This is a genomic window from Psychroflexus sediminis (assembly GCF_900099815.1).
In the GTDB taxonomy this organism is placed as follows: domain Bacteria; phylum Bacteroidota; class Bacteroidia; order Flavobacteriales; family Flavobacteriaceae; genus Psychroflexus; species Psychroflexus sediminis.
The window spans coordinates 14564-29009 of sequence record NZ_FNCW01000010.1 but is presented as its reverse complement, the minus strand read 5'-3'; the positions used below and the strand labels follow the sequence as shown (position 1 = coordinate 29009).

General features: G+C 39.5%; 13 protein-coding genes. 5 read left to right on the top strand and 8 right to left on the bottom strand.

Annotation, left to right across the window (positions count from 1 at the left end; translation table 11 throughout):
• The first annotated feature begins 4 nt into the window (after positions 1-4).
• Together BLP81_RS10235 and BLP81_RS10230 are read left to right on the top strand one after the other, a co-directional pair.
• A complete protein-coding gene (locus BLP81_RS10235) occupies positions 5-532 on the top strand; it encodes a hypothetical protein (protein WP_143002829.1) in 528 nt (175 codons plus the stop codon).
• A 296-nt stretch (positions 533-828) separates the two neighbouring features.
• Positions 829-1425 carry a lipoprotein signal peptidase gene (locus BLP81_RS10230; protein ID WP_093368460.1) on the top strand — a complete coding sequence of 199 codons (597 nt, stop codon included), beginning with the start codon at positions 829-831 and terminating at the stop codon, positions 1423-1425.
• A 4-nt stretch (positions 1426-1429) separates the two neighbouring features.
• On the opposite strand, the gene BLP81_RS10225 is transcribed toward BLP81_RS10230, so the two are convergent.
• The 3 genes from BLP81_RS10225 to BLP81_RS10215 form a co-directional block, all read right to left on the bottom strand.
• Entirely contained in the window at positions 1430-1891 is a 462-nt protein-coding gene (locus tag BLP81_RS10225; RefSeq protein WP_093368377.1) for a hypothetical protein, read from the bottom strand.
• Positions 1892-2096: 205 nt separating this feature from the next.
• Positions 2097-2918 (bottom strand): ZIP family metal transporter, encoded by an 822-nt coding sequence (locus BLP81_RS10220; RefSeq protein ID WP_093368376.1) that lies wholly within the window; start codon positions 2916-2918, stop codon positions 2097-2099.
• 2 nt (positions 2919-2920) lie between these two features.
• Positions 2921-3574, bottom strand: coding sequence for a metal-dependent transcriptional regulator (locus tag BLP81_RS10215; protein ID WP_093368375.1), 654 nt, complete (start codon positions 3572-3574; stop codon positions 2921-2923).
• Positions 3575-3682: 108 nt separating this feature from the next.
• Between BLP81_RS10215 and BLP81_RS10210 the strand changes: the two genes are divergently transcribed.
• Together BLP81_RS10210 and BLP81_RS10205 are read left to right on the top strand one after the other, a co-directional pair.
• Positions 3683-5950, top strand: coding sequence for a TonB-dependent receptor (locus BLP81_RS10210; RefSeq protein ID WP_093368374.1), 2268 nt, complete (start codon positions 3683-3685; stop codon positions 5948-5950).
• Positions 5951-6053: 103 nt separating this feature from the next.
• Positions 6054-6446: a DUF2721 domain-containing protein gene (locus BLP81_RS10205; protein WP_093368373.1), complete on the top strand. Its 393-nt coding sequence runs from the start codon at positions 6054-6056 to the stop codon at positions 6444-6446.
• Here the strand turns inward: BLP81_RS10205 and BLP81_RS10200 are convergent.
• Complete coding sequence (locus tag BLP81_RS10200; RefSeq protein ID WP_093368372.1) at positions 6443-7486, bottom strand: ferredoxin--NADP reductase; 1044 nt, start codon at positions 7484-7486, stop codon at positions 6443-6445. The genes BLP81_RS10205 and BLP81_RS10200 overlap by 4 nt on opposite strands.
• Positions 7487-7624: 138 nt before the next feature.
• Here BLP81_RS10200 and BLP81_RS10195 point away from each other — a divergent pair, with 138 nt between their 5' ends.
• Positions 7625-9142, top strand: a complete 1518-nt coding sequence (locus BLP81_RS10195; RefSeq protein ID WP_093368371.1) for a lytic transglycosylase domain-containing protein — start codon at positions 7625-7627, stop codon at positions 9140-9142.
• Here BLP81_RS10195 and BLP81_RS10190 read toward each other — a convergent pair.
• From BLP81_RS10190 to trmB, 4 genes are all read right to left on the bottom strand, one after another.
• Positions 9139-12540 carry a hypothetical protein gene (locus tag BLP81_RS10190; protein ID WP_093368370.1) on the bottom strand — a complete coding sequence of 1134 codons (3402 nt, stop codon included), beginning with the start codon at positions 12538-12540 and terminating at the stop codon, positions 9139-9141. The genes BLP81_RS10195 and BLP81_RS10190 overlap by 4 nt on opposite strands.
• A 218-nt stretch (positions 12541-12758) precedes the next feature.
• On the bottom strand, positions 12759-13100 hold the full coding sequence (locus tag BLP81_RS10185; RefSeq protein WP_093368369.1) for an MGMT family protein: 342 nt from the start codon (positions 13098-13100) through the stop codon (positions 12759-12761).
• Between the two features lie 12 nt (positions 13101-13112).
• On the bottom strand, positions 13113-13727 hold the full coding sequence (locus tag BLP81_RS10180) for a LysE family translocator (RefSeq protein WP_093368368.1): 615 nt from the start codon (positions 13725-13727) through the stop codon (positions 13113-13115).
• A 3-nt stretch (positions 13728-13730) separates the two neighbouring features.
• Positions 13731-14408, bottom strand: a complete 678-nt coding sequence (trmB, locus tag BLP81_RS10175) for a tRNA (guanosine(46)-N7)-methyltransferase TrmB (RefSeq protein WP_093368367.1) — start codon at positions 14406-14408, stop codon at positions 13731-13733.
• Positions 14409-14446 lie beyond the last annotated feature (38 nt).

Genomic DNA, 14446 nt, shown 5'->3' with positions numbered 1-14446 from the left:
GACCATGAAGTTAAGACTTATTTTTTTACCTGGCCTTTTCTTGTGTCTTTTAGCTTGTAAAACCAACCAGAAAAACACCGTAAAAGACCACAGGGATAAAACCACAATCACTAATTGTCCAGAAGCAGGAACTTGCAGCTTTGAAGTTTTAAAAAACAAGGCTCTGGTCATCAAAACCGATGGTACTGGAAGCACCTACCCGGACGTAGTAGAAGGCAAACAAAGGGTCTTGAAATTTGAATACAAACGAAACCAAGATATCAGTGTAGCTGACGACGAATACACTGAAGTCATTTATGCTGAAATCGAGCCCGATCAAGAAGAAATAGTATTAAAAGACGAAGAACTTAGCCAAGCCAAGCTTTTGTTTGGAAGGCTTTGCTTTTGCAGAGGTCAGACGGGATACTACCCTGTCAGGAAAGGACTTCTTAAAATCATCACTCACGAAGATCAGTCAGTCACCTACAGGTTTAACATCGAAATCACGGAAGTACCGCAGGTTTTGACCGAGGTTCTGGTGAATCAGAACTGATTAGCCATTTAAGAATATAAATGGTTCCTTTTTGCAGGAGGATGGTTTTAGATCGAAATTCCTCCATTCATTTATTGGAACTTTCCCCATATTCAAGCCGCAGAGTCAGGCGAACCTACTCAGTATGCTCTATACCTGAACCAGGATAAGCCAGTATAAAACACATTCAGAAAAAGACACCCACATCTTAATGAAAGACAGTAATGCCTTATCTAAAAATATGATAACCAGCAAAAGCATTTAAAATGAAATCCCAATTCAATAAAAAAACTATTTTTGTCTTTCAAACTAAACTTATGTCATTAAAGAAAGCTTCCCTATTCATCCTTATCATTTTAGTGATAGACCAAGTGTCTAAGATTTATATCAAAACCCATTTTATGTTGGGTGAAGAAGTACGTGTCTTCGACTGGTTCCGTATCCTATTTGTGGAAAACGACGGTATGGCCTGGGGTGCCGAAATTCCTGGAGCTTATGGTAAGATTCTTTTAACCTCTTTTAGGATTATCGCTATCGGTCTCATCAGTTATTGGCTTTGGGATTCCGTAAAGAAGAATTCTCCTAAAATTTTAATTATTTGTCAATCCCTTATTCTCGCTGGAGCAATTGGTAACATTATCGATTCTGTGTTTTACGGGGTTATTTTCGACAGCAGTCTGGGGCAGGTAGCAACACTTTTTGCAGAAGAACCTTATGGCCAATTACTAAAGGGAAAGGTGGTCGATATGCTGTATTTCCCAATCTATAACGGCATTTTACCAGAGTGGATTCCCATTTGGGGAGGCGAACGCTTTGTGTTTTTTGAGCCCGTATTTAATATTGCCGATACCGCTATCAGTACTGGTTTTGGTCTTTTACTGGTCTTTAATAAAAAAGCATTTCCAAAGAAATAATCACTTAAGGTTTTGTTGCCACAATCTTTAGTAAAAGCTGGTAATTTTCAATATTCTCACCAGGTTTTACAGGATAGGGTGTGAGGTTTTTTATGTAAACTTTATGTGTTGGGCTTGACAAAATTTCTCTGTGAAAGCCCAGGGCAGGAATAGTGATTTTCCTGGCTATGGACTCTTCTCCGTCCTTTATTTCTATAAGAATTTCGGCTTCACCAGCCCAGACACAAGTCACCTTTTTTGGGCAACGTCCATCGTTCAACACACTTTTGAATGTGATGATCTTATCGTCTACCTGCATGTCTTTCAAGACACCGAGTATTGTTAAAATTTCGGGCACCTGAACTTTATCTGACGTAGTCTTTAGGTTTTCTTCTGACTTGCCTGACTCGGCCACGTCAGCAGGATTTTGAGCGTTGAGACTTAATGTCATCGACATCACAGCTAAAGCCAATAGATAAAATTTCATAAGTCGTGTGGGTTAGCGTTTCAGAAATCAAAGATAAGAGTAAGTATACCCATAAAACTCTGATTTGATTCTTTAAGTTTTTCAGTCTTTTGAAAGAGGGTCGGCGGAGATAGGCAATCTGTTTGCTAAGCAATTCCAGTACTAACCGGATATAAAAATGTTTCAACTGCACTAGGCAGAGCCTTGACAAGGAACAATTAAAAGACTATCCTAAACCAACGTCTAAGGTCATCATCACCACAAAGCCAGCAATAAAACCTAGCGTTGCCAGGTCAATATTTCTGGCCTGCTGGGACTCCGGAACGACTTCTTCGATCACGACAAAAATCATAGCTCCAGCGGCGAAACAAAGCGCATAAGGTAAAATCGGTTCAAAGGTCAACACGGCCCAGGCCCCTAGCACAGCAGCAAAGGGTTCAACAATCGCCGATAGATGTCCATAATTGAAACTCTTCCAGCGAGAAAGTCCGAGTCCGCGCAGGGGCATAGCCACAGCAAAACCTTCAGGAAAATTTTGTAAACCAATACCAATAGCCAAAGCTACTGCTCCACCAATACTGGCGCCTTCCATTCCAGCTGCTGCACCGCCGAACAAAACGCCAACAGCAAGACCCTCAGGGATGTTATGTAAGGTAATCGCCAGTGTGAGTAATACGGATTTATGCCACTTGGTTTTTACACCTTCTTTCCTGCTTTCCTTGAAATTGACATGCAAGTGAGGTAAAATCTTATCCAAACCAAAAATGAAAAGTGCTCCCATGATAAAACCGACGACCGCGGGAATCACCTTTATAAAACCTTCGCCTTCGCTCATTTCTATACCAGGCGCCAGCAAACTCCAGAAACTGGCCGCTACCATCACCCCCCCGGTAAACCCCAGAATTGCATCAAATAACTTCCGGTTCATACCCTTGAAAAAGAAGACTAAAGAAGCGCCAAGCCCGGTTACCAACCAGGTAAAAATGGTAGCAATAAGCGCAGCCATCACCGGATCCTGAGCTTCAAAAAAAGAAAGAATATTTTCCATAATTAAATTTTAATGTAAATGTTTGCAGTCACCAATGTCGATACTCTCAGCCTGTTTTTCTCAATCTGAATCAACATAGACCCGTCAAATTTTTCCTGATCCAGAACTTCTATGGTTTTACCTAAGGCAATTTTATTTTTGTCGAGGTACTTCAAAAATTCCGGCGAGGTATCCTTTACCCCCACCAAAGTTCCTTTTTCACCTGTGGACAAATCGGATAGCAGGGTTTTGTTGGCCACCTGAAAATTGCCTTTCGCATCTGGAATGGGATCCCCATGCGGGTCTCTTTTGGGATAATCCAGGAATTTGTCCAATTCTGAAATTAATTTTTCCGACTTGATGTGCTCCAGTTCTTCTGCCACATCGTGGACTTCATCCCAGGAAAAGTCAAGTTTTTCTACCAGAAATACCTCCCACAACCTATGCTTCCTTATGATTTTCAAAGCGGTTTTACGGCCGGACTCAGACAAATACACGCCCTGATATTTTTTATAAACCACCAGTTTCTTATCCGATAGCTTCTTGACCATATCTGTGACCGAAGAAGCTTTGGTTTGCATCTCTTCGGCTAAAGCATTTGTACTCACTCCAGCGGTGGAATGTTTTTGTAAATGAAAAATAGCTTTTAAATAATTCTCTTCAGATAAGGAAAACATAAAACAATTTTAAGATGCACAAAAGTAAGTATTTTTTTTATTCTTATAATATATTTAGATTTACACATTAATTATTTTTAGGTTTGTCTAAATTTAAATTAAATCTTGATGAAATATATATTTTCTATGGTCTTGTTTCTAATGAGTCTCGGAAGCTATTCTCAGACTGGAAGTATTGAAGGTGAAATTTTATTCGAAAATGAAGCAGGAGCCTCTGCTAGCATTGAAGTCCTGGGACAGGATACGTATAGCATTACAGATCAAAATGGAAAGTACCTGTTTCAAAATTTGGTCCCGGGAACTTATCAGCTCCGGGTAACCTCCCTGGGCTATATCGATCAAATTAAGTCGGTTGAGGTAAAATCAGAAGAAATCACAAAAGTTGTCCTTCAGCTCAAGGCAAAAAACAACACTTTGGATGAGGTGGTCATCATCGACCGGCAAACGGGATTAAATTCAAAAACCCCTTACAATTACACCCCAGTGAGTATGGATCGCATAGAAAATAAAAGCAGTCCTTCCGGTGTGATGGGAATTCTCAGAGAAGTACCCGGGGTTTATGGCGCAGAATTTGGCCAGGGTATTGTAAAGCCATTTATACGCGGACTTGGTTTTAGTCGGGTAGCCACTATTTTTCAGGGTAATAAACTGGAAAACCAGCAATGGGGTGCCGATCACGGATTGGGTATCAATGATCTAGGGGTAGAGCGTATCGATGTCATCAAAGGACCCGCCTCTGTTCTCTATGGTTCGGGAGCTCTAGGTGGAGTGATTTTGATTCATGATGATGAATTTTATAAAAACTCGACAAGACTTTCCGGTAATATAGGAACGTCTTTCAATTCGGTTTCCAGGGGACTGAGGACCTACGGCTCGGCAGGGCAGAACTTGAAAAATAACCTGTTCTATGGGGTCGAACTTGCCTACGAAAATCATGCAGACTACATATCTGGTGACGGCAACATTATTGGAAACAGCAGGTATAACATGAGTAGCGCCAGAGTTCACGCAGGAATCGAAAAAGAAAACTTCGATAATAAGTTATCGGTATCCTACTCCATGCAAAATCTTGGAATCATTGGAGAAGATGAGTTGATGAATTCTAATGCCACGACTCGAAATGACAGAACTATGCAACTGCCTTTTCAGGAAGTGACCGACGTCTTGATTTCGTACAACCAACACATAGACCATGGAACATTTGAAAGTTTTTTTCACGTCTCTCATCATTATAACACCAGAAAAGAAATAGAAAGCAGCATCAGTCTAGTGGACTTAGGCCTCAATCAAAATAACACCTTTTACAATGCCAGGATTAATTTTGATAAGGGAAATTTCACTCATAATTTTGGTGTACAAGGGAATTTTTTGAAGAATGAAAATCAAAATAAGGTTCAGGAGATTTTGATTCCCAATGCCAATTATGCTGAAAACGGTATTTACTACATGGTGAACTGGGATTGGAATACCTATTTTATTCAGGGGGCTTTGAGATACGATTATCGACAGGTAAATGCAGATGCCAGCGATGCTCAGTTTATTGAACAAGGCTTTATATTGCCGGGTAATCCCGAAAGCCGGACCTTGGAATCCGATTTTAGCGGGTTTACGGGTTCGCTTGGAATTACGAAAAGCTTAAGTAAAACTCAGAAACTAAAGGCCAATTTCTCCTCTGGTTTTCGTTCACCGGATTTAGCCGAATTGTATTCTTTTGGTCAGCATCCGGGTACCAGCAGATTTGAAATAGGCAACGCCAATTTTGGACGCGAGCAAAGCATACAATTAGATTTTAATTACAGCTTAAGCATGGATAGGTTTAGACTGGACTGGTCTATTTTTGGAAGTCAGGTCAATAATTATATCTTCTTTGCAGACACCGGCGAAATCAGATCGGATTCTGGACTTCAGATCTGGGAATACCAGCAAGTACTAGCCCAACTTTACGGCAGCGAACTCAATCTCCAGTATGTCGCTTTAGCAAATCGAAATTTGAGATTCAATCTCGGTGCAGCTATGGTCAGGGGGGAAAATAAAGATTTTGATGAACCCCTTACCTTTATACCTCCAGACAATGCCAGTTTAGAAGTGAATTATAGTTTTGGCAAACTTCAAGACACCTCAGTTTTTACAAAAGTAAGAGGGGTTGCGAAACAAGACCAACCAGGCTTCAATGAAGAAGAAACCAGTGGATTTTCTTTAGTGGATATTGGTTTAAGCAAGATCTTTGAGTTTAGAAAATCTAGATCACTTGAAGCCTCCGTTGCCTTACAGAATGTATTCAACGAAACTTATGTAGATCACTTATCTATTCTGAGGGCTTTCAATGTTCCCAGCCCTGGCAGAAACCTGATGTTAAATCTGAGGTATCAGTTTTAAGGCAGCATAGAAAGGCAACCCATCATACTATTTTATTTCCGAGGATCCTACGGAATTGATATAGCCTAACTATCTTTGACTCACTTTTCTAAATGAATTTCTTATGGATGTTTCCTTGACTACGCCAGCTTTGCTTTTTCCTGCCATTTCACTCCTGCTTCTCGCCTATACCAACAGGTTCTTAACCATTGCTGGCTTGATAAGGAATCTACACCAAAAGTATCAGGACCATCCGGATACCGACGTAAAGGCGCAGATTTCTAACTTGAAAAAGCGAGTCACTCTTATCAAAAACATGCAATTATTCGGTATCGTTTCGCTTCTCCTTTGCGTGGTAAGCATGTTTGCGATTTATGAAACCTGGCAGACGCTAGGCAGCATCATATTCGGAGTCTCACTGATCTTACTCATGGTTTCACTCATCTTATCCATTATCGAAATCCAAATCAGTGTAAAAGCCTTAAATATTCAGCTTAAAAACATCGAAAACGACTAAATATCATCGTAATCCACGACGACTTTTGCAGAGGTAGGTTGCGCCTGACAGGTCAGGATCAAACCTTCTTCAAGTTCATCATCGGTTAAAATTTGATTTTTTCTCATTTCAGCCGTTCCCTCCTTAATTTTGGCAACACAGGAACTACAAATTCCTCCCTGACAAGAATACGGGGCGTCGATGTCCTGAGCTAAAGCAGCATCCAGGATCACTTCGCTTTGCTCCATAGTAAATTCGAATTCTTCATCATCTACAATCACGGTTACTCGTGTTTTACCATCTGTGCTGGCTTCCACGCTGCCTTCCGACTTAGAGAAAAACAATTCGTATTTAATTTTGTCCTTGTCGATTTCAGCAGAAATTAAGCTTTCGGTGACGGCTTCTATCATCGGCTCCGGACCACAGAGGTAAAATTCTGAAAACGCATAGCCATCATATTTGTTTTTGATGATGTAATTCACGGTCGAGCGCTCTATCCTTCCAAATCCAGCCTCATCCTCTTTAGCCTCACTATAGATGAATTCCTGAAAAAATCGCTTTGGATATTCTTTCTGGAGACTCAAAAGTTCTTGTAAAAAAATGGTTTGCTGCGGAGATTTATTACCATAGACCAGAACAAATTTGGAGGTTTCAGACTGGGATAATGAAGTTCTTATCATCGACATTACAGGCGTGATCCCACTTCCTGCGACAAAAGCAGCAAAGGTTTTTTCATCGATTTGCTCTGGCAGAACAAATTTACCTTCCGCCGGATGCACTTCCATAGAATCCCCAACATTTAAAGCAGAATTGGCATAATTGGAAAACTTTCCTCCGGGTATGGCTTTGACGACAATTCCCAGGTCTTTTCCTTCTTGGGAAGAAATGGAATAAGAGCGCCTCACCTCTTCGCCATCAATCCTGGCTTCCAAAGTAATGTATTGTCCCGCTTTAAAAGTATATTCTGAAGCCAGTTCAGAAGGAACTTCAAAAACTATATTAACAGCCTTATCGGTTAATCTGTTGATTTCTTTGATAGAAAGTGTATGAAAATGAGTCATCGATTTAATTTTATGCCCAAAAATACAACCCTTCAAGAATTAGCCTTAACAATGAACAATAATTTAATGTGGATTTAAGTTTTTATCCATAATTACAGTTTTTCAAATTACATTTGAATTTCTAAATCAAAAATTTCTATGACTATTACCTCCTTCCGGTTCCTTTTAATTTTATTCTGCAGTACAAGTTTATGTCTTGCTCAAAATCCGAAAACCAAAGCTCTAAGCTGGAAAACCGTTGAGGTTGAAATTCATAAAGTCGAAGTAGATTCTTTAGAACTGATTCTGAAAGACTACCAAAAATCCATGGTATTGGATTCCCTTTGGAGATCTCGGCTGACCGATCAAAATTATTCTCAACACCTGGAACGTGTGATTAAAGATAGTCTGGACAAGAAAACAATAATCACCGAGATTCCTACTGCACTTCTCAAAGAGCGTTTAGCCGCCTTAAATGCTAAAACGCCTTTCAATATTGAATATAATGAGAGTCTGGAAAGTGTCATTGGTTATTTCTTAAGGCGTGAGAAAGAAGGAACCGAGCGGCTGATGGGCCTGAGTGAATTCTACTTCCCTATGTTTGAAGCTGCGTTTGACAGGCATGATGTTCCTTTGGAAATGAAGTATCTGGCCCTTGTTGAATCCGCTTTAAATCCAAGAGCAAAATCAAGAGTTGGTGCTACGGGTTTATGGCAATTCATGTACAGTACGGGAAAAATGTATGATCTGGAGGTAAGCAGTTATGTGGATGAGCGCATGGACCCTGTAGCTTCTACTGAAGCTGCTGCGAAATACTTAAAAAGGCTTTACATCATGTTTGAAGACTGGGACCTGGCCCTGGCAGCCTACAATTCCGGAATGGGAAATGTCTCCAAAGCCATACGCCGAAGTGGCGGGGAAACCAATTACTGGAAACTGAGACGCTATTTACCCCGGGAAACGGCCGGTTATGTCCCTTCATTCCAGGCCATGCTCTATATTTATGAATACGCCGAAGAACATGGCTTTCGCCCTCAACGCCCACGATCTACCTATTATGGCACAGATACCATTCAAGTTAAGCAACTCATCACCTTAGACCACATTGCTGAAGTCACCCAAACCGATAAAGAACTTTTAGAATTCCTTAATCCGAGCTATAAACTGGGTATCATACCTTTTGAAAAAGACAAGTCCTATTACGTCCGCCTTCCTTATGAAAACTCAGGATTGTTTGTAGCTAATGAGGATAAAATCTATGGATATACTGAACATCTTATCGCTAAGGAGAAGAAAACTCTACCGAGATATCATAAAGCAGAAGATAAAATCTATTATTATGTAAAATCCGGTGATTATCTAGGCGGAATTGCTGAAAAATATGGAGTGGGCGTGAGTCAAATTAAAAATTGGAATTCCCTTGGAGGAACCAATCTGGATATAGGCCAGAAGCTCATTATTTATCCTAAAAACCTGGATGCTGTTGCTGAAACTAGTTCAAAAGCAGAACAAACTTCAAACCGAGACACCGAATTTTACAAAGTAAAATCCGGAGATTCCTTATGGACGATTTCCAAAAAATACCCGGGCCTCAGCGTAGAAGATCTAAAAGTGCTCAACGAGCTGAAAAGCAATCGTCTCCAGCCAGGCATGAAGCTGAAAGTTTCTAAGGGTTAGAAAAACGCTCTTAACTGAACACTACCGGTATGAGTAGCATTTATATTTTCACTTTTCCTGCCAAAATAAGTCAGGTTAAGATCCAGGAAAGCAGTGATTTTCTTTTGTAAAAAAAACGACCAGGTAAAGTTATCGTTAGGCTGCAAACCTTCCAGCATCTGGTAAGCTACAGGAGAAAAAGTACTGCCGTTAAATTTATTCTGAATGTAGTTGACTTCACCTGTAATACTATAGTTCTGGTCGCTATTCAATATAAAGGATAAACCGAAAGTCTGCTGATCCAATGTTTCCAACCCCCCTATTTGATTTTCTTTTGACGCTAACTCATAGAAAATATCAAATCGTTTATCCCCAAGCAAATAAGACACTTTGGGATGAATTGAAAAGCCTTCAATGTTGAAATTTCTATTTTCAAATTGATCCGAAAAACTTTCAGAGGAGTTGTAATCTTGGGTTGATGTGATCAACCAGCTTTCCTGAAATTTATGAATGAATTTAAGCTCATGCAATAGGCTGGAACTTTCCTGGAGTCCTAAAACAGTAAGGTTCCTTATGGTATTCTTTGTAAAATTATAAGAGGCCGTATACTTTTGCAGACCTCTATTGAAAAAAAGGACATTTCTAAAAGTTGTATTCTCTCCTAAGGCCTTTTCATCACTAGAGAAAGGGTTCAGATGAAGGGTATTTCCATCTTTTCTCAGTTTTTTATCCAGTAATAAAGAGGTCTGGTTATAAAAGTTTGAAGCCCATTTCTTCCACCCCTTTTTATTTTGCCAAGTCTGAAAATTCAGCGTCATTTGTTGGCTAAATCGCGTTTGATTGGTTCTTACATAGATTTGATTGGGCAGTAAAATCCTCACGTAACGGCCTTCATCCTGGAATTGTGCAATTTCAAATTCATTTAATTCCTGGATTCCATTCTCGTTATAATCTATCCAGGTGTACTGTCCCTGTCCTGGTTCTACTTCAAGATAAGTGAAATCCTGCTGAGCTATATTCCCACTATTGGTTTCATAGGAGGTATTAAGATTGATCAGCCGATTCCACAAATTCTGAGAATAGATTATTCTGGAGTTTAATGTCCTTTCATCAGCTCTATTCTCTTCGTTGAATTCTAGATTTCTCAAATTTGCAAACAGGCTTAATCTTGAAGCTTTCGTATTGACCAGTTGTGAACGCACATAATAGTTGGCAGACCTATTGACACGCTGCAACACATTATCTCGCAAACTATCGTTTTGTCGAAATCGAAACCCTAATTCCACATATACATTTGTAGAATCTCCAACCCCGGAAAAGACTTCGTAACTCGAAAAACCCTGTGTATTGGCTGTAAATTTTTTTGTCCCCACGGTTTGTTCCTGATTATCTTCCATCGTGTAACGCAGTCCAGACCATATTTTTCCAAAATCATAAATTCCTGATACACTTGCCCTGGCAAATTCTGAAGTCAAAATGGAAGATTCACTGTCCAGATAACTAGCCTGAGCATCAATTCTGAATTTATCCTGAACTTGCCTGGTAGTAAGAGAATGCTTTTGACCTAAGAAATCATTTGTATATTCCAGCCTCTGAAAGTTGTACTGAGTAAAGCTTAGCAAATTATTTCGGAAATCGAAACCCGAATCCAAAAACAACTGATCCCCGGTTGGATTGAAAAGATTCCAGTCTCGCTTAAATTCTACATTGTAAAGACGCTCTATACTGGTGTAGGTGTCTTCTATAAAATTCAAATTAGCAAACACATCCAGTTTTTGCTCAGCGTCAGATTCGTAAAGAGTTTGATTGACCGAAAATTGAGCAGCCAAACCACGATTATCGCCTTGATTCAGTTCTGAAAACAAATTTTCATCAGCATTACTCGCTGCAACTTCAAATTGAATTGTAGAATTTTCTGAAGGTGTATACAAACCATTGAGCATAGCGATTTGAAGTTTGGTAGGAGCAAAAAGACGTACAACAGGTTCAAAATTTCCTTGAGGAATTCCGTTAACTGGCGAAACATACTCATAAATACGGGCAATAGCATCCTGACTAGAAAGCAGATAGTTTCCCTGATTAGGGCCTACATTGGTAAAGCGAACGTTAAACAATTCCGCCTCTGAATCAGTAGAAAAAACAAAAATATCCTGACCATCCCTAAATTCTCTAGCATATAAAATTCTGTTTTCAGAATACTCTGTCGGGACGGCGCTGGGAGCAAACATTTCATCTGGGTTATCACCGGCCTCTTGCAATGTATTCACCTGTGCTTCGGTCAGGCTTTGCTGTAATGGCTGATTTTTAAGATCGTTTTCGTTATACAGAAAGCCGTTCAATTGAAGAGATACGGATTTAAATCGAGAACCTGTTGTGGCAACAATTCTTGAAAAGTTTCTTTCGGAAACCTGATACTCTACAACGATCCGCATTTCTGAAGTGACCGGAAAAGTGGGGTTGAAGATAATTTCTCCGGCATTATAATCTATGAGATAGTCTTCATTTTCTCCACGGGTAAGCAACCTTCCATTAACGAACACCTTTTCACTCCCTGAAACAATTAAAACGTAGAGTTGTCCATTCTCTCCTACCAATTTATAAGGGCCTTGATTGCCTTCCAGGGCAGTCAATTCACTTCTGGTAAAAACCCCTCTTACCAAAGCAGCAGCTCCATATACTTCGGTTTGTCGACTTTCATTACCAAGATCTGCAGAAAGTAAAAGTCCCTGAACACGCTTAGTATAGGAGGCAAAAAAAGATTGGTTTTCAACCAAATCTATATCTCCTGCCCGAATTCTCCACTTTTCGGCTTCCATCTCGATAAAAATTTGATCAAATTCATTGAGCTGTTGAGTATAACCTCCGGATTGTATTGGGGTATTGTCATCTTGTATAGAAGCCCGAAGCATAACTTTTTCTGAAATTTTGCCGGAAATCTGCAAGTCAAGTTCAGACCTTACCACTGCATTTTGGTTGTTTCCTACACTGAGAGCTCTAGAAATACTTCCACTTGTATTCAGACCAGAAAAGGGAACAAAATTGCTGGGCTGCCTTTTTTGCTGTAATTCGTATAGATTATCTACGGGATCTCCTGTATCAATGATAAGCTTTTCATCGAGGGCTTGATAGGTTTTTGTTAGAAATTCCGGATACTTAACATAAGTGACAAGTAAACTATCATGACTCCATCTCAGTTTTGAAAAGGGAACCAGCTGAGCTTTGGAAAAATTGATTTCATAAAGCGCCGAATCAACTTCTACACTGTCAGTCGTCTGAAGTTTAAATTGAAACGGAGAAATACTGACCTCTTCCAGCTGAATGGTATCTTGGATTGAAACCGTTTTGACAACCCTTCCAGACTGAGCCAAAAGTGAAGTCATTCCACTAAAAAAAAAGACATAAAAGAGAAATAGCCTCATGTGTGTAAAACTAAAGCATTACAGAAATATTTTAAAGTCTCTTAAAAAAAGTAGTTGGGGAGAGGAGAAAAGCTCTTAAAAACACAAAGCCCTGGTTATAAAACCAGGGCTTTGCTAATTAACCAATCTATTATGAAAAACTTCATCCTAATACAAATATAGAAGATTATTTTAGTTGGCAAAAAGATTTAAAAGCTAAAGTTTTATTAATGCAAAAGTTAAAATTCAAAACCCTCATTAACAGGAGGTTCCCAGAAAAAAGACTTAAAATTTTTAATCTGGTCGTTTGCAATCTCCAGACCTTCTTCTTCCAAAAGTCTTTGCATGGTATTCTGACCGGGGAAATGGTGTTTACCTGTTAAAACGCCGTTTCGATTAACCACGCGATGGGCAGGCAGGTCTCGATTTAGTTTTACACAGGCATTCATAGCATAGCCCACCGTTCTGGAACTTTTGGCTGCGCCTATAGCTTTGGCAATAGCGCCATAGCTTGTGACTTTTCCTTCCGGAATACATGCGACTACTGCATATACTTTTTCAAAAAAATCTGAGTTGGCCATAGTTTATAGTTCTTAGAGACGAAACCAGGTCACGACGATAAGAATAAGCATCAAAACAGCCATGAAATAGTTGGAATACCTTTTAAAAAGTTCTGTTTTACCACCTATTCGCATCATAAAAATCACATAAAAATAAAGCGTAGTCAAGGTTCCTAAGGCAGCACTTAAAGCGAAAAATAAGTCGGTGTAAAGCGAAAATCTTATTTTGAAATTATTGCTTAGCAAGGTGGCTATAAGCACAAAATAAGGGATGGGAAAAATATTGATAGCAGACACCAAAACGCCGGTGAAAAAGCTCTTGGTTCCTGTACGCTTTTTGATGTTTCTCTGTGTTTTTTTATAATTGGCCGACAGCAAAAAATAAATAAACATCAGGATGAGTATGGCAATCCCCGCCTGCAGAAAAATATTCTTCACATACGGATTTGAGAATATAAATTTTGAAATTAAAACAGCCAAAAGGGCCTGGAAAAACACAATGCTGGAAGCTCCGAAGGCCATTAAAATCCCATTACGTCTTCCCCTTTCCAGGCAGGTTTTAGCGACACTCATATTGACTAATCCTGGAGGAATTACGCCAACTAAGGCCGCCAGATAGGTGTAAATGTAAATTTGTAAATCCTCCAAAATTTATGGCTTAAGTCTGAATTTCAAATAAGTTATAGATTTCTTTTTATCCAGATACTGCTGTTCATAAAAGGTCTGTATACCAACGACTTCTTCGGGTGCTTCATGGTTCACATAGATATCATGATGGGCATATAATATATCATGTCCCAATCCTTCCAAAATTCCTAAGGTATAGCCATGCATAAACTCACTATCGGTTTTCAAATGAACGATGCCGTTTTTAGTCAAGATCTTTTTATACTTATTGAGAAACTCCGGGTTGGTCATTCTATGCTTGGTTCGCTTCCATTTGATTTGCGGATCTGGAAAGGTGATCCAAATTTCATCCACTTCTCCTTCAGCAAAAACCTGGTCCACCAGTTCAATTTGAGTCCTCAGGAATCCTACATTGGTCATATGCTCTTCCAAAGCGGTTTTGGCTCCTCTCCAGAATCTGGCCCCTTTGATATCTATGCCTAAAAAATTTGACTTTGGATTTCTCTTAGCCAGACCCACTGTATACTCTCCTTTACCACAGCCTAGTTCTAAAACTAACGGATTATCATTCTTAAAAAACTCTTGTTTCCACTTCCCTTTATAAGCGTAAATAGAATCTACAATTTCAGAACGTGTAGGTTGGACTACATTTTCAAAAACCTCATTCTCTTTAAAGCGTTTTAGTTTGTTTTTACTCCCCACGTTTGTTGAAATTTTCGTGTAAAATTAACTAAATTTAC

Coding starts and splice junctions, on each gene's coding strand:
- BLP81_RS10235 (WP_143002829.1), top strand. CDS start 5: ATGAAGTTAAGACTTATTTTTTTACCTGGCCTTTTCTTGTGTCTTTTA.
- BLP81_RS10215 (WP_093368375.1), bottom strand. CDS start 3,574: ATGTTTTCCTTATCTGAAGAGAATTATTTAAAAGCTATTTTTCATTTA.
- BLP81_RS10230 (WP_093368460.1), top strand. CDS start 829: ATGTCATTAAAGAAAGCTTCCCTATTCATCCTTATCATTTTAGTGATA.
- BLP81_RS10195 (WP_093368371.1), top strand. CDS start 7,625: ATGACTATTACCTCCTTCCGGTTCCTTTTAATTTTATTCTGCAGTACA.
- BLP81_RS10200 (WP_093368372.1), bottom strand. CDS start 7,486: ATGACTCATTTTCATACACTTTCTATCAAAGAAATCAACAGATTAACC.
- BLP81_RS10205 (WP_093368373.1), top strand. CDS start 6,054: ATGGATGTTTCCTTGACTACGCCAGCTTTGCTTTTTCCTGCCATTTCA.
- BLP81_RS10210 (WP_093368374.1), top strand. CDS start 3,683: ATGAAATATATATTTTCTATGGTCTTGTTTCTAATGAGTCTCGGAAGC.
- BLP81_RS10190 (WP_093368370.1), bottom strand. CDS start 12,540: ATGAGGCTATTTCTCTTTTATGTCTTTTTTTTTAGTGGAATGACTTCA.
- BLP81_RS10225 (WP_093368377.1), bottom strand. CDS start 1,891: ATGAAATTTTATCTATTGGCTTTAGCTGTGATGTCGATGACATTAAGT.
- BLP81_RS10185 (WP_093368369.1), bottom strand. CDS start 13,100: ATGGCCAACTCAGATTTTTTTGAAAAAGTATATGCAGTAGTCGCATGT.
- BLP81_RS10220 (WP_093368376.1), bottom strand. CDS start 2,918: ATGGAAAATATTCTTTCTTTTTTTGAAGCTCAGGATCCGGTGATGGCT.